The 21216-nt window shown below is 66.3% G+C and carries 18 protein-coding genes; 5 read left to right on the top strand and 13 right to left on the bottom strand.

All coding sequences use genetic code 11. The annotated features are described in order from the left end of the window. Positions 1-334: 334 nt before the first annotated feature. From glmM to AC5LXK_RS06680, 4 genes are all read right to left on the bottom strand, one after another. The gene (glmM, locus tag AC5LXK_RS06695; RefSeq protein WP_493390865.1) at positions 335-1690 is read right to left on the bottom strand and encodes a phosphoglucosamine mutase; all 1356 of its coding nucleotides are present in this window, start codon (positions 1688-1690) and stop codon (positions 335-337) included. A 27-nt stretch (positions 1691-1717) separates the two neighbouring features. Then, positions 1718-2611: a dihydropteroate synthase gene (folP, locus tag AC5LXK_RS06690; protein WP_493390864.1), complete on the bottom strand. Its 894-nt coding sequence runs from the start codon at positions 2609-2611 to the stop codon at positions 1718-1720. Positions 2612-2687: 76 nt separating this feature from the next. Then, positions 2688-4586, bottom strand: a complete 1899-nt coding sequence (gene ftsH / locus AC5LXK_RS06685) for an ATP-dependent zinc metalloprotease FtsH (protein WP_493390863.1) — start codon at positions 4584-4586, stop codon at positions 2688-2690. 166 nt (positions 4587-4752) lie between these two features. Beyond that, the gene (locus AC5LXK_RS06680) at positions 4753-5415 is read right to left on the bottom strand and encodes an RlmE family RNA methyltransferase (RefSeq protein ID WP_493390862.1); all 663 of its coding nucleotides are present in this window, start codon (positions 5413-5415) and stop codon (positions 4753-4755) included. A gap of 193 nt (positions 5416-5608) precedes the next feature. Between AC5LXK_RS06680 and AC5LXK_RS06675 the strand changes: the two genes are divergently transcribed. Continuing rightward, positions 5609-6136 (top strand): YhbY family RNA-binding protein, encoded by a 528-nt coding sequence (locus AC5LXK_RS06675; RefSeq protein ID WP_493390861.1) that lies wholly within the window; start codon positions 5609-5611, stop codon positions 6134-6136. Between the two features lie 49 nt (positions 6137-6185). On the opposite strand, the gene AC5LXK_RS06670 is transcribed toward AC5LXK_RS06675, so the two are convergent. The 8 genes from AC5LXK_RS06670 to gloB form a co-directional block, all read right to left on the bottom strand. Then, positions 6186-6644, bottom strand: coding sequence for a DUF4149 domain-containing protein (locus AC5LXK_RS06670; RefSeq protein WP_021163361.1), 459 nt, complete (start codon positions 6642-6644; stop codon positions 6186-6188). Positions 6645-6658: 14 nt separating this feature from the next. Further along, complete coding sequence (gene greA, locus AC5LXK_RS06665; RefSeq protein ID WP_175842752.1) at positions 6659-7135, bottom strand: transcription elongation factor GreA; 477 nt, start codon at positions 7133-7135, stop codon at positions 6659-6661. A 118-nt stretch (positions 7136-7253) separates the two neighbouring features. Continuing rightward, on the bottom strand, positions 7254-10508 hold the full coding sequence (gene carB, locus AC5LXK_RS06660) for a carbamoyl-phosphate synthase large subunit (protein WP_493390860.1): 3255 nt from the start codon (positions 10506-10508) through the stop codon (positions 7254-7256). A 49-nt stretch (positions 10509-10557) separates the two neighbouring features. Beyond that, positions 10558-11217, bottom strand: coding sequence for a leucine efflux protein LeuE (gene leuE, locus AC5LXK_RS06655; RefSeq protein WP_175842762.1), 660 nt, complete (start codon positions 11215-11217; stop codon positions 10558-10560). Between the two features lie 36 nt (positions 11218-11253). Further along, positions 11254-12399, bottom strand: a complete 1146-nt coding sequence (gene carA / locus AC5LXK_RS06650) for a glutamine-hydrolyzing carbamoyl-phosphate synthase small subunit (RefSeq protein WP_493390859.1) — start codon at positions 12397-12399, stop codon at positions 11254-11256. A 365-nt stretch (positions 12400-12764) separates the two neighbouring features. Then, complete coding sequence (locus AC5LXK_RS06645; RefSeq protein ID WP_493390858.1) at positions 12765-13982, bottom strand: MFS transporter; 1218 nt, start codon at positions 13980-13982, stop codon at positions 12765-12767. Positions 13983-14140: 158 nt separating this feature from the next. Further along, positions 14141-15715, bottom strand: a complete 1575-nt coding sequence (locus tag AC5LXK_RS06640; RefSeq protein ID WP_493390857.1) for a transglycosylase SLT domain-containing protein — start codon at positions 15713-15715, stop codon at positions 14141-14143. Between the two features lie 151 nt (positions 15716-15866). Further along, positions 15867-16673 (bottom strand): hydroxyacylglutathione hydrolase, encoded by an 807-nt coding sequence (gene gloB, locus AC5LXK_RS06635; RefSeq protein WP_493390856.1) that lies wholly within the window; start codon positions 16671-16673, stop codon positions 15867-15869. 18 nt (positions 16674-16691) lie between these two features. Between gloB and AC5LXK_RS06630 the strand changes: the two genes are divergently transcribed. The 3 genes from AC5LXK_RS06630 to dnaQ are packed head-to-tail and all read left to right on the top strand — an operon-like array spanning position 16692 to position 18718. Then, the gene (locus AC5LXK_RS06630; protein ID WP_493390855.1) at positions 16692-17504 is read left to right on the top strand and encodes a class I SAM-dependent methyltransferase; all 813 of its coding nucleotides are present in this window, start codon (positions 16692-16694) and stop codon (positions 17502-17504) included. Next, entirely contained in the window at positions 17501-17944 is a 444-nt protein-coding gene (gene rnhA, locus AC5LXK_RS06625) for a ribonuclease HI (RefSeq protein WP_011351593.1), read from the top strand. The genes AC5LXK_RS06630 and rnhA overlap by 4 nt, the downstream gene beginning before the upstream one ends. A 39-nt stretch (positions 17945-17983) precedes the next feature. Then, positions 17984-18718, top strand: a complete 735-nt coding sequence (gene dnaQ, locus AC5LXK_RS06620) for a DNA polymerase III subunit epsilon (RefSeq protein ID WP_493390854.1) — start codon at positions 17984-17986, stop codon at positions 18716-18718. Between the two features lie 27 nt (positions 18719-18745). On the opposite strand, the gene AC5LXK_RS06615 is transcribed toward dnaQ, so the two are convergent. After that, complete coding sequence (locus AC5LXK_RS06615) at positions 18746-19078, bottom strand: YnfA family protein (protein ID WP_493390853.1); 333 nt, start codon at positions 19076-19078, stop codon at positions 18746-18748. A 541-nt stretch (positions 19079-19619) separates the two neighbouring features. Here AC5LXK_RS06615 and proP point away from each other — a divergent pair. Beyond that, positions 19620-21110 carry a glycine betaine/L-proline transporter ProP gene (gene proP / locus AC5LXK_RS06610; protein ID WP_493390852.1) on the top strand — a complete coding sequence of 497 codons (1491 nt, stop codon included), beginning with the start codon at positions 19620-19622 and terminating at the stop codon, positions 21108-21110. Positions 21111-21216 lie beyond the last annotated feature (106 nt).

Here is a 21216-nt window from a genome sequence, read left to right as displayed (position 1 = left end):
AGCGGGTGCGCTGCGGGCAGCGCCTGGACGGCGACGAAGCGGCGATGGCGGCAAGAATTGCCTGCCTGGCGAGGACGGTGCGGATACCCGTTTTCGGGCGTGCCGGCGGATCGTAGCGCAGTGTCGGCGGCGCGGGAAGCCCCGTCTGCAGCGAACTGGATATCCGGGGTCGGAGGAGTTATTTGATCGGCAGAATGCGTGTAGGGAAACGCGCCTCTATTGATATCGCAAACCTTTGCGTCTGACGAAATGGCGGCACCTCGAAGGCGCCGCCTGCCGGTTCACGGGAAGCCGGCGCGCGGGCGGCACGACTGCCCCGCGCCGGCATCCTGCGTCAGGTTGTCGCCGCGCGCACCGCGTCGGCGATCGTCTCCGCATGGCGCACCGCATCGGCCGCCTGCTGCGCCTCGACCATCACGCGCAGCACGGGCTCCGTGCCCGACGCCCGGATCAGCACGCGGCCGCTGCCGGCGAGTGCGGCTTCGGCTGCGTCGATCGCCGCGCGAATCGATGCGCTGCCCTTCCAGTCGGCGCCCGGCTTCATCCGCACGTTGATCAGCTTCTGCGGGAACAGCGTGACGCCGTCGAGCATCTGCGCGAGGGTGCGGCCGCTGCGCTTCAGCGCGGCCAGCACGAGCAGCGCCGACACGATGCCGTCGCCGGTCGAATGCCGGTCGAGCGACAGGATGTGTCCCGACCCTTCCGCACCGAGCTGCCAGCCGTTCTCGCGCAGCTGTTCGAGCACGTAGCGGTCGCCGACCGCCGCGCGGACGAACTTCACGCCTTCGCGCTGCAGGGCGACTTCGACGGCCAGGTTCGTCATCAGCGTGCCGACCGCGCCGTCGACCTTGCCTTCGGTCGCGATCCGGTCCTTCACGAGCACGTAGAGCAGCTCGTCGCCGTTGTACAAGCGCCCTGCTGCGTCGACGACCTGCAGGCGATCCGCATCGCCGTCGAGCGCAATGCCGAGATCGGCGTGGTTCGCGCGCACCGCGCGCACCAGCGCGTCCGGCGCGGTCGCGCCGACGCCGTCGTTGATGTTGAAGCCGTTTGGCGCGACACCGATCGGAATGACATCCGCCCCGAGCTCGTGGAACACGTGCGGCGCGATCTGGTATGCGGCGCCGTGCGCGCAATCGATCACGAGCTTCAGCCCGCGCAGGTCGAACGCGGCCGGGAACGTGCTCTTGCAGAATTCGATATAGCGACCGGCTGCGTCGTCGAGACGACGCGCCTTGCCGAGACCGTCGGACGACGCGCATTCGAGCGGCTTGTCGAGCCACGCTTCGATCGCCGCCTCGGTGTCGTCGGGCAGCTTGTTGCCATCAGCCGAGAAAAACTTGATCCCGTTGTCGTGATACGGGTTGTGCGAGGCACTGATCACGACGCCGGCCGACAGGCGCAGCGCACGCGTCAGATAGGCCACGCCCGGCGTCGGCATCGGGCCGGCCAGCATCACGTCGACGCCGGCGGCCGAGAATCCGGCCTCGAGCGCGGCTTCGAGCATGTAGCCCGACACGCGCGTGTCCTTGCCGATCAGCACGGTCGGACGCGAGCCTGCCGCCACGTCGGCCGAGCCGGCCAGTACCTTGCCGGCCGCATAGCCGAGACGCAATACGAAATCCGGCGTGATGGGTGCCTCGCCCACCGTGCCGCGAATGCCGTCCGTGCCGAAATAGCGACGTCCCATGGGGTTCTTCCTCCTTCGTTTTCTGACTTATCGTTGCCGCGCGGCTTCGCGCACGGCATTCCAGACTTTCAATGCATCGACCGTCGCCGCGACGTCGTGCACGCGCACGATCGCAGCGCCACGGCCGACCGCACACAATGCGGCCGCCACGCTCGCCGCGACGCGCTCCATCGGCGGCTTGCCGCCGATCACCGCGCCGAGCATCGACTTGCGCGACATGCCGGCGAGAATGGGATAGGCGCGCCCGTCGGGCCGCGCGGGCGCCGTGTCCGGCAACGCGGCCAGCAGCGCATAGTTGTCGTCGACAACCGCCTTGCCGAACCCGAAGCCGGGATCGACGCAGATCCGTTCCGGCGCAATGCCCGCATCGTGCAGCGCCTGCGCGCGCTCGGCGAGAAAATCGCGCACGTCGGTCACGACGTCGCCGTAGTCGGGCTCACCGACCTGCATCGTCTGCGGCTCGCCGAGCATGTGCATCGCGCATAGCCCGCTGTTGCCGTCGCGCACCGCGTCGATCGCGCCCGGCTGACGGAATCCCCAGATGTCGTTGATCAAGTCCGCACCGGCAGCCAGCGCCGCGCGCATCACGGCCGGCTTGTAGGTGTCGATCGACAGCGGCACGTTCAACGGCCGCAGCGCCTCGACGAGCGGAATCACGCGCGCGAGTTCCTCGTCGAGCGGCACGGGCGGCGCGCCGGGGCGCGTCGATTCGCCACCGATATCGAGCAGGTCCGCGCCTTCGGCGATCATTCGCTCGGCCTGGCGCAGCGCATCGTCGCGCACCAGGAAGCGGCCGCCGTCGGAGAACGAATCAGGCGTGGCGTTGAGGATGCCCATCACCAGCGGGCGTTCGAACGTCAGTTCGAAGCGGCCGCACCGGAGTGGCGCGGGAATGAACGGGGAAACTGCGGAATCGGACACGAGCGACGGGCGTGGATGAATGCAAAACGGGCCGGTGTGAAGTCACACCAGCCCGTGAACGGTGCTAAAGCGGAGATTACGCCGTCGGAGAAGCCGGCGCCGGCGTATTGCCGGGCTTGACCTCGGCGCTGCTGCCACCGCCCGACGAATCGCCGCCGACAGCCGGCGAGCTCTTCGGCGAGCGCGGCGGACGGCCTTCCATGATGTCGTTGATCTGATCGGCGTCGATCGTTTCCCACTCCATCAGTGCGGCCGTCATCGCTTCGACCTTGTCGCGGTTCTCGTCCAGCAGGCGTCGCGCGAGGTTGTATTGATCGTCCAGCACGCGACGAATTTCCGCGTCGACCTTCTGCTGCGTCGCTTCCGAAATCGTGCGCGTGAAACCGCGGCCGAACGGCGATGCATCGTTCTCGTCGTCGACGTAGACCATCGGTCCGAGTGCGTCCGTCATGCCGAAACGGGCCACCATCGCACGCGCCGTCTGCGTTGCCTTGTTGAAGTCGTCCGACGCGCCGGTGCTGACGAGGTTCATGAACAGCTCTTCCGCCACCCGGCCACCGAACAGGATCGCGAGGCGGTCCAGCAGGTAGTCCTTCGAATACGTCTCGTTGTCATGCTCCGGCAACTGCCACGTGACACCCAGCGCACGGCCGCGCGGGATGATCGTGACCTTGTGCACCGGGTCGGCCTTCGGCAGCAGCTTCGCGACCACCGCATGGCCCGACTCGTGATACGCGGTTGCGCGCTTCGCTTCTTCGCGGATCACGGCCGACTTGCGCTCCGGACCCATGAAGATCTTGTCCTTCGCATCTTCGAAATCCTGCATCTCGACGATCCGCTTGCCACGGCGTGCGGCGAACAGCGCCGCCTCGTTCACGAGGTTCGCGAGATCGGCGCCCGAGAAGCCCGGCGTGCCGCGTGCGATGACTGCCGCGTCGACGTCGTTCGCGATCGGCACCTTGCGCAGGTGCACGCGCATGATCTGCTCGCGACCACGGATGTCCGGCAGGCCGACATAGACCTGGCGGTCGAAACGGCCCGGACGCAGCAGCGCCTTGTCGAGCACGTCGGAACGGTTGGTCGCGGCGATCACGATCACGCCCGAGTTCGCCTCGAAGCCGTCCATCTCGACCAGCATCTGGTTCAGCGTCTGCTCGCGTTCGTCGTTGCCACCGCCCATGCCGGCGCCGCGATGACGGCCGACCGCATCGATTTCGTCGATGAACACGATGCACGGTGCGTGCTTCTTCGCCTGCTCGAACATGTCGCGCACACGGGCCGCACCGACACCGACGAACATTTCGACGAAGTCCGAACCCGAGATGCTGAAGAACGGCACCTTCGCTTCACCGGCGATCGCGCGGGCCAGCAGCGTCTTGCCGGTACCCGGAGGGCCGACGAGCAGCACGCCGCGTGGAATGCGGCCGCCCAGCTTCTGGAATTTCTGCGGATCGCGCAGGAAGTCGACGAGCTCGGACACTTCTTCCTTCGCTTCGTCGCAGCCCGCGACGTCGGAGAAGTTCACCGCGTTGTTGTTCTCGTCGATCAGCCGCGCGCGCGATTTCCCGAACGAGAATGCGCCGCCTTTGCCGCCCCCCTGCATCTGCCTCATCATGTAGAACCAGAACACGATGATCAGGATCGTCGGCCCGAGGTAGTACAGCGCGGACATCAGCGCGTTCGGCTCGTCGTCGGCCTTGCCGCTGACCTGGACGCCGTACTTCATCAGATCGCCGACCATCCAGATGTCGCCGGGCGACACGATCTGGTATTTCTGGCCATCAGCCGGAGTGACGGTGAGGTTGCGCCCCTGAACGATGACGTTCTTGACCTTGCCGTTCTTGGCGTCGTCCATGAACTGCGAATAGGACACGCCTTCCTGCACGCGGGGCTTGTCGAACTGCTTGAACACCGTAAACAGCACCAGTGCGATCACCAGCCACACCGCTGCCTTCGAAAACATATTGTTGTTCAAAGCACCACTCCTTCACTCGTAGACGAGCGCCTACATTTTCCTTGCGGCGCCCCTCGGTCATTCTAATCCAGTCCGACCACCCTCGCCATAAGCATTGACAACCGCCGCGATAGCGCTTCGCTTGTCTGGCAAGGGCCGGAGCCCGTTTGCGGCATCGTGCCCCGCTTCATCGCGGATGCTTCAGCTGCCGACCCAAAATGAACGTTTCGGACGATTTGTCGCGGGATGCCTTGGGCTTGCGCGGCGCGACAACCTTAAACTGCTGTTTGAATTTCTCGACGATCTGGCTGTAGCCGCTGCCGTGAAAGCATTTCACGAGCAGCGCACCGTCCGGCTTCAGATGGTTCTGCGCGAATTCGAGCGCCAGATCGCACAGGTGCTCGATGCGCGCCGCGTCCGCCGAGGCCACGCCGGAGAGGTTGGGGGCCATGTCGGAAATAACAAGGTCCACCTCGCGGCCTTCGAGCACTTCTTCGAGCTGATGGAGGATGTCGTCCTCGCGGAAGTCGCCCTGGAGGAAGTGGACGTCGGCGATCGGCTCCATCGGCAGGATGTCGAGCGCAACGATCGTGCCGTCGATGCCGCCTTCGCGCTCCGCGTCACGCTTCCTGCCCTGCGCGAGCTTGTTGCGGGCATACTGGCTCCAGCTGCCCGGCGTGGCGCCGAGGTCGACGATCACCTGGCCCGGACGGATCAGCTTGTCCTGCTCGTCGATTTCCTTCAGCTTGTACGCGGCGCGCGCGCGATAGCCCTCCCGCTGCGCCATTTTGACGTACGGGTCGTTGATGTGGTCGTGCAGCCAGTGCTGGTTGAAGCGGTTTTTTGCCATTCGAGAGAGAGATTGCTGCCAATTGCTTCGTGAAGCCGCGCTTTTAGCGGATAATACGCGTCTTATTCGCGCGGCTGCGGCCCCTTTTCAGGCCCAAGCCGCGATTTTACGTGGTTTCGGCGCACGGCTGACGCGGTAACTTTCCGCAACCGCCATTCAGTCAGCGCGCCCTTATATAGATTTCGACATTTCCATGCCCGCCCTTTCGCTTTCTCCCGCCGAGCGCTCCGCGCTGCGCTCCCAGGCCCATGCGCTCAAGCCCGTCGTGCTGATCGGCGCCGAAGGGCTCACCGACGCCGTGCTGAAGGAAATCAAGGTGCACCTCAACGCGCACCAGCTGATCAAGATCCGCGTGTTCGGCGACGAACGCGACGAGCGCATCGCGATCTACGACGAGATCTGCGACCGCCTGAGCGCGGCGCCGATCCAGCACATCGGCAAGCTGCTGGTGATCTGGAAGCCCGAAGCCGCCGCAGCGGCCCCGACCCGCGGCCGTCGTGCCGGCACGCTGCCGAGCGCGGCCGAAGCCGTCGACGACAAGAAAGGCCGTGCCCCGCGCACCGTCAAGGTCATCAAGGTGTCGCCGAACGCGAGCCCCGTGCGTCGCCCGAAGCCGACGAAAGTCGTCGTGCGCGGCAACGAGCGCGTGACGGCGGGCGGCACCGTGAAGCGCGCGAAAAAGCGTCAGGCGAGCACCAAGCGGCCGTTCCAGGACAAGTAAGCCACGCGTGCGGCACGGGGCATCCCGTGCCGCCCTGCCCGCGCGGCGCTCAGGCGTCGCGCGCCGGCAGACGCCAGATCAGCATCAGCCCCAGCACGCTCTCGACGAGATAGAACACGCTCGAGACACCGTGGAGCATGCCGAAGCGGCTCGCATACGGCGAGTTCGCGATATCGGTGCCCGCATCCATCGCGGCCACGCGCAGCGCGTTCATGAACGGCTGCAGCGCGAAATACCCGACCAGCACGCACACGACCATCGCGGCGACGACCCAGCGCACGCGGCGATATTCGCTGCTGCCGCGCCGCACCTGCTGGTTCGACAATGCGAGCAGCAGCACGCCGCACACGACACCGAGGATCGCCTCGATACGGAACAGCTGGGCGGCGACCGAACCGGCCGTCATCCGTTCCAGCGTCTTGAACAATACGGGCGCGACCGCATACCCGATCGTCAGCAGGCTGCCGACCCACACGGCCGACAGCAGACGGAACACGCGATGCGGCATCACGTCGCCCCGCTTCAGACGTAGCTGACCGAGATGATTTCGTACTCGCGCACGCCGCTCGGCGCCTGCACGGCCGCGACGTCGCCTTCGGACTTGCCGATCAGTGCGCGAGCGATCGGCGAGCTGACCGAGATCAGGCCGTGATCGATATCGGCTTCGTCGTCGCCGACGATCTGGTACTTGACGGTGTCGCCCGACTCGAGATCCTCGAGTTCGACCGTCGCGGCAAACACCACGCGACCATCGGCATCGAGCACCGTCGGATCGATGACTTGCGCGGCGGACAGCTTCGATTCGAGATCGGCGATTCGACCCTCGATGAAACCCTGCTTTTCCTTCGCGGCATCGTATTCGGCGTTTTCCGACAGATCGCCCTGTGCGCGGGCCTCCGCGATCGCGTTGATCACGGCCGGCCGCTCGACGGACTTGAGGCGCTGCAATTCATCGCGCAGTTGCTCTGCGCCACGCTTTGTCAACGGAATGGTGCTCATAAACGGCTCAATCGCTAAAAACGGCTATAAAAAAAATCACCGCGATTAAGCGCGCTTCCGATGCACTGGAAACACCGCCTAATCGCGGCACGTGTTGCTTCGACAGGTAACTGACTGCTTAGTTTAGGCGAGCGTGAAGACCTTGTAAATCATAGACTTCCAGATCCTTCAGGTAGCGCAAGCCTTCGACGGCAGCGCGCGCGCCCGACATCGTCGTGTAGTACGTGACCTTGTGCGCCTGCGCGCTCATGCGGATCGAACGCGAATCGGCGATCGCCTGGCGCGTCTCGTCGACCGTCGTGAACACAAGGGCGATCTCGCCGTTCTTGATCATGTCGACGATGTGCGGACGGCCGTCCTTCACCTTGTTCACGACCTTCACCGGCACGCCGGCCGCTTCGATCGCGGCAGCCGTCCCCTTCGTCGCGACGATCGGGTAGCCGAGATCGTGCAGCATGCGCGCGACTTCGACGGCCTTCGGTTTATCGGCATCCATCACGGTCAGCAGCACCGTGCCCGACTCCGGCAGGCGCGAACCGGCCGCGAGCTGCGACTTGAACAGCGCTTCGCCGAACGTCTGGCCGACACCCATCACTTCGCCGGTCGAACGCATTTCAGGCCCGAGGACCGGATCGACGGCCGGGAACTTGACGAACGGGAACACGGCTTCCTTCACGCTGAAGTACGGCGGCTCGACTTCCTTCGTCACGCCCTGCTGCGCGAGCTTCTGGCCGACCATCGCGCGCGCCGCGATCTTCGCGAGTGGCAGGCTGGTCGCCTTCGACACGTACGGCACCGTGCGCGATGCGCGCGGGTTCACTTCCAGCACGTAGATGATGTCCTGCTTCGAACCGTCCGCCTGCGGCACCTGCTGGATCGCGAACTGCACGTTCATCAGGCCGATCACGTTCAGCGCCTTCGCCATCGCACCCGTCTGGCGCTTCAGCTCGGCCACGGTTTCCTTCGACAGCGAGTACGGCGGCAGCGAGCATGCCGAGTCGCCCGAGTGGACGCCCGCCTGCTCGATGTGCTCCATCACGCCGCCGATGAACACGGCTTCGCCGTCGCAGATGCAGTCGACGTCGCACTCGATCGCGTCGTTCAGGAAGCGGTCGAGCAGCACCGGCGAATCGTTCGACACCTTCACGGCCTCGCGCATGTAGCGCTCGAGGTCGCGCGGCTCGTGGACGATTTCCATCGCGCGGCCGCCCAGCACGTACGACGGGCGCACGACGAGCGGATAGCCGATTTCTTCCGCGAGCGCGAGCGCTTCGTCTTCGGCGCGTGCGGTGCGGTTCGGCGGCTGGCGCAGGCCGAGGTCCTGCAGCAGCTTCTGGAAGCGTTCGCGGTCTTCGGCCGCGTCGATCATGTCCGGCGACGTGCCGACGATCGGCACGCCGTGCGCCTCGAGATCGAGCGCGAGCTTCAGCGGCGTCTGGCCGCCGTACTGGACGATCACGCCGACCGGCTTTTCCTTGTCGACGATCTCGAGCACGTCTTCGAGCGTCAGCGGCTCGAAGTACAGGCGGTCGGACGTGTCATAGTCGGTCGACACCGTTTCCGGGTTGCAGTTGACCATGATCGTTTCGTAGCCGTCTTCGCGCATCGCGAGCGCCGCGTGCACGCAGCAGTAGTCGAACTCGATGCCCTGGCCGATCCGGTTCGGGCCGCCGCCCAGCACCATGATCTTCTTGTTCGTGGTCGGCTGCGCCTCGCACTCTTCCTCGTAGGTCGAGTACATGTAGGCCGTCTTCGTCGCGAACTCGGCCGCGCACGTGTCGACGCGCTTGTAGACCGGGCGTACGTTCAGCTCGACGCGGCGCTTGCGCACGTCTTCCGGCGTCGCGCCGAGCAGCTTCGCGAGGCGGCGGTCGGAGAAGCCGCTCTGCTTCACGTAACGCAGCTCGTCGAACGTCAGCGATGCAAGCGTGCGGTCCGACAGCGCCTTTTCCTTCAGGACGATCTGCTCGATCTGCTCTAGGAACCACGGGTCGATCGCGGTTTCCTCGAAGATTTCCTCGGCCGTCATGCCGATGCGGAACGCATCGCCGACGTACCAGATGCGGTCCGGGCCCGGCTCGTGGATCTCGATCGCGATTTCGTCGCGGTTGGTCGACTTCTCGTCGAGACCGTCGACGCCGACTTCGAGGCCGCGCAGCGCCTTCTGGAACGACTCCTGGAACGTGCGGCCGATCGCCATCACTTCGCCGACCGACTTCATCTGCGTCGTCAGGCGCGAATCGGCTTCACGGAACTTCTCGAACGCGAAACGCGGGATCTTCGTGACGACGTAGTCGATCGTCGGCTCGAACGACGCCGGCGTCAGGCCGCCGGTGATTTCGTTCTTCAGCTCGTCGAGCGTGTAGCCGACCGCCAGCTTCGCGGCGACCTTCGCGATCGGGAAGCCGGTGGCCTTCGACGCGAGCGCCGACGAACGCGACACGCGCGGGTTCATCTCGATGACGACCATGCGGCCGTCCTTCGGGTTGATCGAGAACTGCACGTTCGAACCGCCCGTGTCGACGCCGATCTCGCGCAGCACCGCGAGCGATGCGTTACGCAGGATCTGGTATTCCTTGTCGGTGAGCGTCTGCGCCGGCGCGACCGTGATGGAATCGCCGGTGTGCACGCCCATCGGGTCGAGGTTTTCGATCGAGCAGACGATGATGCAGTTGTCGGCGCGGTCGCGCACGACTTCCATCTCGTATTCCTTCCAGCCGAGCAGCGACTCTTCGATCAGCAGCTCGCGCGTGGGCGACAGGTCGAGACCGCGCTTGCAGATCTCTTCGAACTCTTCACGGTTGTACGCAATGCCGCCGCCCGAGCCGCCGAGCGTGAACGACGGACGGATCACGACCGGGTAGCCGCTGCCGCCGGTGAGCTCCATGATCTCGGCGTGGACCTTGGTCGCCTCTTCCATCGAGTGTGCGACGCCCGACTTCGCGGAACCGAGACCGATCTTGGTCATCGCGTCCTTGAACTTCTGGCGGTCTTCAGCCTTGTCGATCGCTTCCGGCGACGCGCCGATCAGCTCGACGCCGAACTTCTCGAGCACGCCGTGGTGGTGCAGGTCGAGCGCGCAGTTCAGCGCGGTCTGGCCACCCATCGTCGGCAGGATCGCGTCCGGGCGCTCCTTCTCGATGATGCGCGCGACGACTTCCCACGTGATCGGCTCGATGTAGGTCACGTCGGCCGTGTTCGGGTCGGTCATGATCGTCGCCGGGTTGCTGTTGACGAGAACGACCTTGTAGCCCTCCTCACGCAACGCCTTGCAAGCCTGCGCGCCCGAATAGTCGAACTCGCACGCCTGGCCGATGATGATCGGGCCGGCGCCGATGATGAGGATGCTCTTGATGTCTGTGCGTTTTGGCATGGCTTGTGAATTCAGTAAGTAATCGTTGTCGTGGGTCGGCCGGCAGCGCTCAGCTCATGGTCGCGAGCGCAAGCTTCACCGAGAAACCGATGAACAGGCCGCCCACGCTGCTCGCCGCGCCTGCCGCGAGCTTGCGGCGGCGGCGGAAGTGCTCGGCGAGCCGCGCACCCGCGAAGATCAGCGTGCTCAGGTACAGGAAGCTCGCGCACTGCGCGATCGCCCCGAGCACGACGAACGACAGCGCGGGATGCGGAAATGCCGGGTCGACGAACTGGATGAAGAACGAGATGAAGAACAGGATCGCCTTCGGATTCAGCAGGCTCACGATCAGCGCCTTGCGGAACGGCCGCTCGCCGTCGACCGCGGGCGCTGCCTCGGCCGGCGCATTCGCCGGCGCGCGCAGCTTCTGCCACGCGCTGCGCAGCATGCCGGTGCCGATGTAGAGCAGGTACGCGGCGCCGCCGTACTTGACGACGGAGAACAGCAGCGGGTTCGCCTTCAGCAGCGACGCGACGCCCGCGGCGGACAGCACCATCAGCACGGTATCGCCGACGAACACGCCGCAGGCCGCGCGATAGCCGGCCTTCACGCCGCGCTGCGCCGCGAGCGACAGCACGTACATCGAGTTCGGCCCCGGCAGCAGGATGATGAAGATCACGCCGAACACGTAGGTCCAGATATCCGTGATGCCGAGTGCGTGGCCGAACATGATGTGAATCTCCCGTCCTTCGGTTGCGTCAGTGACTTAAGCGTTGCGCTGCTTCGCCGCGTCCATCAGCGCGGTGAAACGGTCGAACAGATAGCCGATGTCGTGCGGGCCGGGCGACGCTTCCGGGTGACCCTGGAAGCAGAAGGCCGGCTTGTCGGTCAGCTCGAAGCCCTGCAGCGTGCCGTCGAACAGCGACACGTGCGTCACGCGCGCGTTGGCCGGCAGCGAATCGGCGTCGACCGCGAAGCCGTGGTTCTGCGACGTGATCACGACACGACCGTCGCCGAGATCCTTCACCGGATGGTTCGCGCCGTGGTGACCCGTCTTCATCTTCAGCGTCTTCGCGCCGACCGCGAGGCCCATGATCTGGTGGCCAAGGCAGATGCCGAAGGTCGGCACGCCGCGCGCGATGAATTCCTTCGTGGCCGCGATCGCGTAATCGCACGGCTCCGGATCGCCGGGGCCGTTCGACAGGAAGATGCCGTCCGGATTCAGCGCGAGCGCATCTTCCGCGCTCGCCTGTGCCGGCAGCACCGTCACGTGGCAGCCGCGCTCGGCGAGCATGCGCAGGATGTTGTACTTGACGCCGAAATCGTAGGCGACGACGCGGTACTTCGGCGTTTCCTGCATGCCGTAGCCGCCTTCGAGGCGCCATTCCGTCTGCTTCCACTCGAACGGCTTGGTGGTCGACACGACCTTCGCGAGATCCATGCCCGCGAGGCCCGCGAACGAGCGCGCGAGCTCGATCGCCTTCGCCTCGTCGTCCGAGCCGGCCAGGATGCAGCCGCTCTGCGCGCCCTTGTCGCGCAGGATGCGGGTCAGCTTGCGGGTATCGATGCCGGCGATCGCGACGACGCCTTCGTCGCGCAGGTAATCGCCGAGCGTGCGGTCCATGCGGAAGTTCGATGCGAGCGTGGGCAGATCACGGATGATCAGGCCGGCGGCATGGACTTTCGTGGCTTCGACGTCTTCGGCATTGACGCCGACGTTGCCGATATGCGGGTAGGTGAGCGTGACGATCTGGCGCGAGTAGCTCGGATCAGTCAGGATTTCCTGATAGCCGGTGATCGCGGTATTGAACACGACTTCGCCGATCGTGTGGCCTTCGGCCCCGATCGAATAACCACGAAAGACCGTGCCGTCGGCGAGTGCAAGCAAGGCGGGAGAAAAAGACGGCAACACGGGAGGCTCCTTGGGGAACACCCTGCTGCCGACCTGTTTACCCTGCCGCGCGAGCGCCGCGCTGCGTGGGCGCGCGTGGTCGCTTGCTGGACGCGGCCTGCGTTGTCGAGACGCGAACCCGGCGCGTGGCGCACGAGGCTTCGCGGCATCGCCCGGCAGACGGCGTGCGGCGGATGAACGGGATGAATGAGGTAGGCGCTAGGGTGCGAGGTTGATCAGCACAAACTTTCAAATTATAGCCTGAAAATGGCCTTATCTTCAATCGATATGGCCGTCCGATCGTGTGCGCGCCGCGCCCGGAAGCGCGGCGCGACGTGCTGCGGCCCCGTTTCCGCGGCCGCCCCATCCGCCAGCGTACCGCCGGATCAGTGCGCTTGGCCAGCGCCTCGCGCGGGCCATACGTACCAGACCGCACTCGCGAGCTGCAGCGCGAGCAGCACGCCCCACGCGGTGAAGTGCGCGGCGGCCGGATAACGGCCATCGACTGCCGGCCAGTGCGACAGGACCGCGCCGACGCCGATCTGGAACGCAAAGATCAGCAGGAAGATCACGAGCGTGAGCGTCGTGTTCGCGCGGCCGATCAGATGGGCGGGGAAGTGCCCGGCCATCACCGCATAGGTCAGGATCCCCACGCCGCCGAACATCCCGTACGCCGCCCACAGCACGGCCGGCGGCAGCGGCACGCGCGCGACGATCGCGACCTGCGTCGCGACGAACAGCGCCATGCCGACCCCGCAGAATGCGTAGACCGACACGCCGCGCCGCTCCAGCACGCGCGCCGCCGCGCCGAAGCCGACGCAGCCGGCCATCATCGCGAAGCCGAGCACCGACACGAGACGCGCGGCATGCGGCGCATCGAATCCGCCGACATCGCGCAGGTACGGCCCGACCCACAGCGACTGCATCGCGTAGAACACGCCCTGCGTGACGACGGAGAACGACGAGATCTTCCAGAACGCGCGGCTGCTCAGGATGTGCCACGTCCCCTTGAACTGGCTGACGAGCCCGCCCTGGTGGCGCACCTGCTTCGCCTCGGGCGCACCGAAGCTGATCGACGCCGCGACGATTACCGTCAGCACCGCGAGGCCGAAACAGATCGCGCGCCAGCTCGTCCAGCCGAGCAGCCAGGTCAACGGCGAGCCGACCATCACGCCGCCGAGGCCGCCCACGGCCATCACGAGGCCGTTGACGAGCGGCAGACGGCCGACCGGGAAATGCTGCGCGAGCGCCTTGAACGCCGCACCGAGACACACCGATACACCGACGCCGATCAGCAGCCGGCCGGCCATCATCGTGCCGAGGCTGTGCGCGGCGCCGAACACGGCCGCACCGGCCGCCGCGAACAGCAGCATGCCGGCCGTCACGCGACGCGGGCCGAAGTGGTCGAGCATCACGCCGGCGGGAATCTGCGCGCCCGCGAAGCCGAGGAAATAGAGGCTCGTCAGCAGGCCGAGATCGGCGGCCGACAGCCCGAGTTCGTGCGTGACGAACGGCGCGAAGCCCAGATTGACGCCGCGGAACACATACGACACGAAATACCCGACCGAAAACAGCGCGAGCACCCTCACCTGCACCGACGACATCACTTCCCCTTGTTTTAGAAGACTTCCGGAACAGCGCCCCCGCGCCGCACACAAACGAAAACGCCGTCACCTCGGTGACGGCGTTTCGTCGCAATTCGTCGGATGATAGCGCAATCGCGCGAACCGGACCGGCCCGCCCGCTGCGCGCGGCAGCCGCGTTACTTCTTCTTGCCCTTGTGCGCGGCGGCCTTGGCCGGCGCAGCCTTGGCGGGAACCGCCTTCGCCGACTTGGGCGCCGGCTTCGCGGCACCGCGCTTCGCGCCGTGCGACTTGCCGCCTACCGCCAGGCTGGCGCGCTCGATGTGCGCACCGCCGGCCGACGTCGCGATCCGCTCCGGACCGGGTTCCGCCGGCACCGAACGGCCGACCGGCACGTGCAGCACGAGCGCCTGGCCCGGCATCACGAGATCGCGGTGCGTCCGGTTCCACGCCTTGAGCTGGCCGACCGACACGCCGTAGCGGCCGGCGATCGCCGCCATCGACTGCTTGCGGCGCACGCGGATCAGCATCTTGCGCGTATCGGGTACGTCGGGCTCCATCGCGAGCGCGCCGTTTTCGGCGACGTCGGCGCTGATGTCCTCGTCGTCATCGTCGCCGCGCGGCACGACGATCGTCGAGCCCGGCTTCAGGCGCATGCCGGCCGGAATCTTGTTGACCGACATCAGCGTATCGGCGTCGACGCCGATCTTTTCGGCAATCGCGGCCGGGCGCGCCCGTTCGCTGACCGTGTAGGTGGTCCACGACGACAGCTGGCCGTTGTACGCCTTCAGGTTCTTCTCGAACGCCGATGCGTTGTCGAACGGCAGCAGGATCTGCGGATCGGTCGCACCGAGGATCACGGGCTTCGAGAACGACGGGTTCAGCGAGCGGAACTCGTCGAGCGACAGGTTCGCGAGCTTCGCGGCCACCGCCACGTCGATGTCGCGCGACGTCGTGACCGTCACGAAATACGGGTGGTTCGGGATGTCCGGCAGCGTCAGGCCATACTGCTGCGGGCTCGCGATGATGTTCTTCACCGCCTGCAGCTTCGGCACGTAGTTGCGCGTCTCGTTCGGCATCCGCAGGCTCTGGTAGTCGGTCGGCAGGCCGGCCGCCTGGTTGCGCGCGATCGCGCGCTGCACGTTGCCCTCGCCCCAGTTGTACGCGGCCAGCGCCAGATACCAGTCGCCGAACATGTCATGCAGGCGCGACAGGTAGTCGAGCGCGGCGCTCGTCGACGCGAGCACGTCGCGACGCTCGTCCTGCCACATGTTGCGCTTCAGGTTGTACGTGCGGCCGGTGCCGGGCATGAACTGCCACATGCCGGCCGCCTTCGCGACCGACAGCGCCTGCGGGTTGTACGCGGACTCGATGAACGGCAGCAGCGCGAGCTCGGTCGGCATGTGACGCGCCTCGAGCTCCTCGACGATGTGGTACAGGTACTTCTGCGAGCGCTCGGTCATGCGCTGCACGTAATCGGGACGCTGCGTGTACCACGTCGTCTGCATGTCGACGAGGTCGCTCTGCAGGTCGGGCATCTGGAAGCCGCGACGAATGCGCCCCCACAGATCGGAGTCGGCACTGGTCAGGTCGCCGACGGATTGCTTGTCGACGTCGACAGTTTCTTTGGCGGTGGCTGATTTACGGAGGTAGTTGGACGTCGCCTGCGAATCGGCGGCGTTGTTGGCGACAGGGGCCTGGCTCGCACAAGCGGCGAGTAGCAGCACCACCATCGCACTCAATATAAGTCGCATGAAAATCTCGGCTTCCGACGGCTGGAAATTGCAGGCGATACTACGGAAGTGCGTGCTTCACGTCAATAAAAACACCGAAAACTCAGCGAAATCCTACATTTGGAGCAATTTTTACAGACACCGCTTGAGCTTTGGAGTCCTCCGGAAATCATCATCGGAACCGGTTTTTCCACTCGCGCATCAGCGTGAATGCCGCCAGACGATCCGGCACTGTTTCGTGCAGCTCGGCCTCGAGCGTGGCGTGAATCGCCGCGCTGTCCGCCCGCATGAACGGGTTAACGGCACGCTCGTGGGCAATCGTAGTGGGCAGCGTCGGCACGCCGCGCGCACGCAGCGCCTGCGCCTCGTCACGCCACGCGGCGAGCGCCGCATTGCCGGGCTCGCACGCGAGCGCGAAGCGGATGTTCGACAGCGTGTATTCGTGTGCACAATGCACGCGCGTGTCGCCCGGCAGCGCCGCGAGCGCGTCGAGCGACGCGAGCATCTGCGCGGGCGTGCCTTCGAACAGGCGGCCGCAGCCGCACGAGAACAGCGTGTCGCCGCAGAACACGTGCGGCACTGCGTTGCCCTGCCCGGCCGTCTGGAAATACGCGATGTGGCCGCGCGTATGACCGGGTACGTCGAGCACGTCGAACGCGGCGGCCGGCGCATCGAGCGTCACGCGATCGCCGCCTGCAAGCGGCCGCGTGACCACGCCGATCGCTTCGGCGGCAGGGCCGTAAACGGTCAGCGGAGCATCGTCCGGTTGGCTATTGCGCAGCGCCTCGACACCGCCGACGTGGTCGGCGTGGTGGTGCGTGAGTAAAATAGCGGTCAACCGCCAGCCTCGTTCGGCAAGAACCCGGCGTACGGGCGCGGCTTCACCCGGATCGACGGCGATTGCATCGCGGCCGTCCGAGACGAGCCAGATATAGTTGTCATCGAATGCCGGAACCGGCACGTATTCCAGCTCGTTCATGGGCGCGCAATCATCGTTATGTCTGATCGTCAAATTATAGACTGGCCCGCCTGGACCGACTCGCCTCCCGGCCGCTACGTGCTGGACTGGGAGCAGGCGCAGCTCGACCGGATCGTGTCCAACGTCTTCGGGTTTCACGCGCTGCAACTCGGCCTGCCGCAGCTCGACGCGCTGCGCGAGAACCGCATGCCGTATCGCGGCCTCGTGCTCGATCCGGCCAGCGGCGCGAGCGCGCCGTACCAGTATCCGTGGGCGCGCGAAGCACACGCGGCCGTGCACGCGCCCGCCGGTCGCAGCACGACCTGGTGCGACCTGCTCGACCTGCCGTTCGAGTCGCAGAGCGTCGACCTGATCGTGATGCCGCACACGCTCGAATTCACGTCCGATCCGCACCGCCTGCTGCGCGAGGCCGAACGCGTGCTGATGCCGGAAGGCCAGCTCGTGATCACCGGCTTCAACTCGCTCAGCCTGTGGGGCATGCGGCAGTCGTTCGGCCGCATGGCGAACCGCCCGTTCGTGCCGGCCACGCGCGACCAGATCGCGTTCATCCGGCTCAAGGACTGGATCAAGCTGCTCGGCTTCGACCTCGAACGCGGCCGCTTCGGCTGTTACCGGCCGCCGCTCGTCACCGACAAGTGGCTGGGCCGCTACGGCTTCATGGAGGCCGCCGGCGACCGCTGGTGGCCGATCTTCGGCGCCGTCTACATGGTGACGGCCGTCAAGCGCGTGCGCGGCATGCGTCTCGTCGGCCAGATCAAGATGAAGAAGCCCGTGCTCGCACCGGGCCTGACGCCGGCGGCCTCCCCGACCACCCATCAAGAACATTCATGACAACCGATACCATCGACATCTATACCGACGGCGCCTGCAAGGGCAACCCCGGCCCCGGCGGCTGGGGCGCACTGATGCGCTACGGCGACAAGGAGAAGGAACTGTTCGGCGGCGAGCCCAACACGACCAACAACCGCATGGAGCTGATGGGCGTGATCGCCGCGCTCGAAGCGCTGAAGCGGCCGTGTCAGGTGATCGTGCATACCGACTCGCAATACGTGCAGAAAGGCATCAGCGAGTGGATCCACGGCTGGAAGAAGAAAGGCTGGATCACCGCGGCGAAGACGCCCGTGAAGAATGCCGATCTCTGGAAGCGGCTCGATGCGCTCGTCGCGCAGCACGAGGTCGAGTGGCGCTGGGTCAAGGGTCACGCCGGCCATCCCGAAAACGAACGCGCGGACGCGCTCGCGAATCGCGGCGTCGAATCGCTCACGGCCTGAACGCCGGCCGCCTCCCCTGTTTTCTTTGCTTTTCCCGACATGCGCCAGATCATTCTCGATACCGAAACCACCGGCCTGAACGCCCGCACGGGCGACCGCCTCATCGAAATCGGCTGCGTCGAGCTGCTGAACCGGCGGCTCACCGGCAACAACCTGCACTTCTACGTGAACCCCGAGCGCGACAGCGATCCGGGCGCACTGGCGGTGCACGGCCTCACGACCGAATTCCTCAGCGACAAGCCGAAGTTCGCGGAAGTCGCCGACCAGATCCGCGACTTCGTGAAGGACGCCGAGCTGATCATCCACAACGCGCCGTTCGACCTTGGCTTCCTCGACGCCGAATTCGCGCGACTCAAGCTGCCGCCGTTCACCGAACAGTGCGGCGGCGTGATCGACACGCTCGTGCAGGCCAAGCAGATGTTCCCCGGCAAGCGCAACTCGCTCGACGCACTGTGCGACCGCTTCGGCATCAGCAACGCGCACCGGACGCTGCACGGCGCACTGCTCGACTCGGAGCTGCTCGCCGAGGTGTACCTCGCGATGACGCGCGGCCAGGACAGCCTCGTGATCGACATGCTCGACGACGCGGGCGCCGGCGGCGGCGCCGCGAACGGCCAGCGCGTGGCGCTCGCCGCGCTCGACCTGGCCGTGGTGGCCGCGAGCGACGACGAGCTCTCCGCGCACCAGGCGCAGCTCGACGAACTCGACAAGTCGGTCAAGGGCACCTGCGTGTGGCGCACGTCCGCCAACGCGGGCGCCGCCGAAACGGCCTGACGCCCGCCGCACGCGCCGCGGCCGCGCCTACGCGCGCGGCTGCAGCGCGATGACGGCCATCCCGCCGAGCGCGAGCACCGCGCCGGCCACGTCCCAGCGGGTCAGCGCGACGCCGTCGACCACCCGCAGCCAGATCAGCGCCACCGCAATGTACACGCCGCCGTACGCGGCATAGGTGCGCCCCGCCGCACTCGGGTGCAGCGTCAGCAACCATGCGAACAGCGCGAGCGACAGCGCGGCCGGCACCAGCAGCCAGCCCGGGCGACCGCCCTTCAGCACGAGCCACGGCAGGTAGCAGCCGACGATTTCGGCCAGCGCGGTGACGGCGAACAGCGCCGCGATCTTCATCAGTTCGGTCATCCGGTTTCTCGCGAATTTGCCCCCTGCTCCCGGGGGCCGCACGGCCTCGCCGCGCGCCGCCGATCATACCCGAGCGGGCGCCGCCGAATGCCCCGCCAGACGGGCGCCTCCCGGCAATTTGCACGATCATCCGTCATCGTGCTATCATGTCGCCTGTTTCAACATTCAATCTCTGTCTATTCGATTTCGAGAGAAGACCGCTCGCGCATTGCGGGCCGGCGCTTCGACCGGAATTGCATCCACAGGAAAGCCCGCCCGACAGGCCCGCTTTTCTCGTTTCGCTGCCCCTCCGGGGCGTTGCCGGAACGCCGGACCCATTGTCCGCACCGGCATCTGCCGCCTGCATCACGCGGCCCATTCTTCTCGAGCGCACTGTCGCGACGGCCCATCGGGCCCGCGTCGAAGCAGCCCCTTGTGGCCCTTTACCGCCTTTTGTGCAGTAAGTGCTTAATGGCCTGCCCCGACGCGCAGCACACGACCCCGCGCTCACCGGCAAACCGTGTCGGACGGCCCGCCCGTTCCGGCGCAGTCAAAGGAGTGCATGACCTTGACCGCAACACACGTCAGCCCGACCGCTGTCTCTTCCCCTGCTTCGTCGTCCGGCGAGGCCCCGCTCGCCGTGGACGACATTACCGTCGTCGACCAGAGCCTGCTCAAGCGCGCCGTCAGCGCGATGGCCATCGGCAATGCGATGGAATGGTTCGACTTCGGCGTCTACAGCTACATCGCCGTCACGCTCGGCAAGGTGTTCTTCCCGTCCAGCAGCCCGTCCGCGCAGCTGCTCGCGACCTTCGGCACGTTCGCGGCCGCGTTCCTCGTGCGCCCGCTCGGCGGCATGGTGTTCGGCCCGCTCGGCGACCGCATCGGCCGCCAGCGCGTGCTCGCCGCGACGATGATCATGATGGCCGCCGGCACCTTCGCGATCGGCCTGATCCCGAGCTACGCGTCGATCGGCATCATGGCGCCCGTGCTGCTCCTCGTCGCCCGCCTCGTGCAGGGTTTCTCGACCGGCGGCGAATACGGCGGCGCGGCCACCTTCATCGCCGAATTCTCGACCGACAAGCGCCGCGGCTTCATGGGCAGCTTCCTCGAGTTCGGCACGCTGATCGGTTACGTGATGGGTGCAGGCGTCGTCGCGCTGCTCACCGCGTCGCTGTCGCAGGAAGCGCTGCTGTCGTGGGGCTGGCGCGTGCCGTTCCTGATCGCGGGCCCGCTCGGCCTGATCGGCCTCTACATCCGGATGAAGCTCGAGGAAACGCCGGCGTTCAAGCGCCAGGCCGAAGAGCGCGAAGCGCAGGACAAGGCCGTGCCGAAGGCGCGCTTCCGCGAAACGCTGATGCGCAACTGGCGTGCGCTGCTGCTGTGCGTCGGCCTCGTGCTGATCTTCAACGTGACCGACTACATGGTGCTGTCGTACCTGCCGAGCTTCATGTCGTCGACGCTGCACTTCGACGAATCGCACAGCCTCGTGCTCGTGCTGCTCGTGATGGTGCTGATGATGCCGATGACGCTGTACGCCGGCCGCCTGTCCGACAAGATCGGCCGCAAGCCCGTGATGCTCGCCGGCTGCGTCGGCCTGCTCGTGCTGTCGATCCCGTCGATGATGCTGATCCATGCGGGCACCACCGCGTCGGTGTTCGGCGGCCTGCTGATCCTCGGCGTGCTGCTGTCGTGCTTCACCGGCGTGATGCCGTCGGCGCTGCCCGCGCTGTTCCCGACCGAGATCCGCTACGGCGCGCTCGCGATCGGCTTCAACGTGTCGGTGTCGCTGTTCGGCGGCACGACGCCGCTGATGACCGCCTGGCTCGTCGACGTGACGCACAACCTGATGATGCCCGCGTACTACATGATGGGCGCCGCCCTGATCGGCATCGTGTCGGTCGTCGCGCTCGCCGAAACCGCGCGCCAGCCGCTGAAGGGCTCGCCGCCGGCCGTCGCGACGCGCCGCGAGGCGCACCAGCTCGCGCGCAAGCTGCGCGAAGAGGACGACACGCCCGAGATGTACGGCGTCGCGACGCCGGCACGCGCGTGAGCGCCGCCCAATGAAAAAGCCCCGGCCGAAGCCGGGGCCCGATCGAACCCGATCCGCCCGACCGGCTTGCGCCGGCCGGGCTTTTTTTCATCCTTTCGACGCAGCC

The organism is Burkholderia pulmonis (assembly GCF_984667975.1).
This window is presented reverse-complemented; position numbering and strand designations above follow the sequence as displayed.

Bases quoted from the DNA above. Each gene is read 5' to 3' on its own strand.
- gloB (WP_493390856.1), bottom strand. From the start codon at position 16,673: ATGAACGAGCTGGAATACGTGCCGGTTCCGGCATTCGATGACAACTAT.
- glmM (WP_493390865.1), bottom strand. From the start codon at position 1,690: ATGGGACGTCGCTATTTCGGCACGGACGGCATTCGCGGCACGGTGGGC.
- dnaQ (WP_493390854.1), top strand. From the start codon at position 17,984: ATGCGCCAGATCATTCTCGATACCGAAACCACCGGCCTGAACGCCCGC.
- greA (WP_175842752.1), bottom strand. From the start codon at position 7,135: ATGAGCACCATTCCGTTGACAAAGCGTGGCGCAGAGCAACTGCGCGAT.
- AC5LXK_RS06640 (WP_493390857.1), bottom strand. From the start codon at position 15,715: ATGCGACTTATATTGAGTGCGATGGTGGTGCTGCTACTCGCCGCTTGT.
- proP (WP_493390852.1), top strand. From the start codon at position 19,620: ATGACCTTGACCGCAACACACGTCAGCCCGACCGCTGTCTCTTCCCCT.
- carB (WP_493390860.1), bottom strand. From the start codon at position 10,508: ATGCCAAAACGCACAGACATCAAGAGCATCCTCATCATCGGCGCCGGC.
- AC5LXK_RS06680 (WP_493390862.1), bottom strand. From the start codon at position 5,415: ATGGCAAAAAACCGCTTCAACCAGCACTGGCTGCACGACCACATCAAC.
- AC5LXK_RS06630 (WP_493390855.1), top strand. From the start codon at position 16,692: ATGTCTGATCGTCAAATTATAGACTGGCCCGCCTGGACCGACTCGCCT.
- AC5LXK_RS06615 (WP_493390853.1), bottom strand. From the start codon at position 19,078: ATGACCGAACTGATGAAGATCGCGGCGCTGTTCGCCGTCACCGCGCTG.
- AC5LXK_RS06675 (WP_493390861.1), top strand. From the start codon at position 5,609: ATGCCCGCCCTTTCGCTTTCTCCCGCCGAGCGCTCCGCGCTGCGCTCC.
- AC5LXK_RS06670 (WP_021163361.1), bottom strand. From the start codon at position 6,644: ATGCCGCATCGCGTGTTCCGTCTGCTGTCGGCCGTGTGGGTCGGCAGC.
- AC5LXK_RS06645 (WP_493390858.1), bottom strand. From the start codon at position 13,982: ATGTCGTCGGTGCAGGTGAGGGTGCTCGCGCTGTTTTCGGTCGGGTAT.
- leuE (WP_175842762.1), bottom strand. From the start codon at position 11,217: ATGTTCGGCCACGCACTCGGCATCACGGATATCTGGACCTACGTGTTC.
- rnhA (WP_011351593.1), top strand. From the start codon at position 17,501: ATGACAACCGATACCATCGACATCTATACCGACGGCGCCTGCAAGGGC.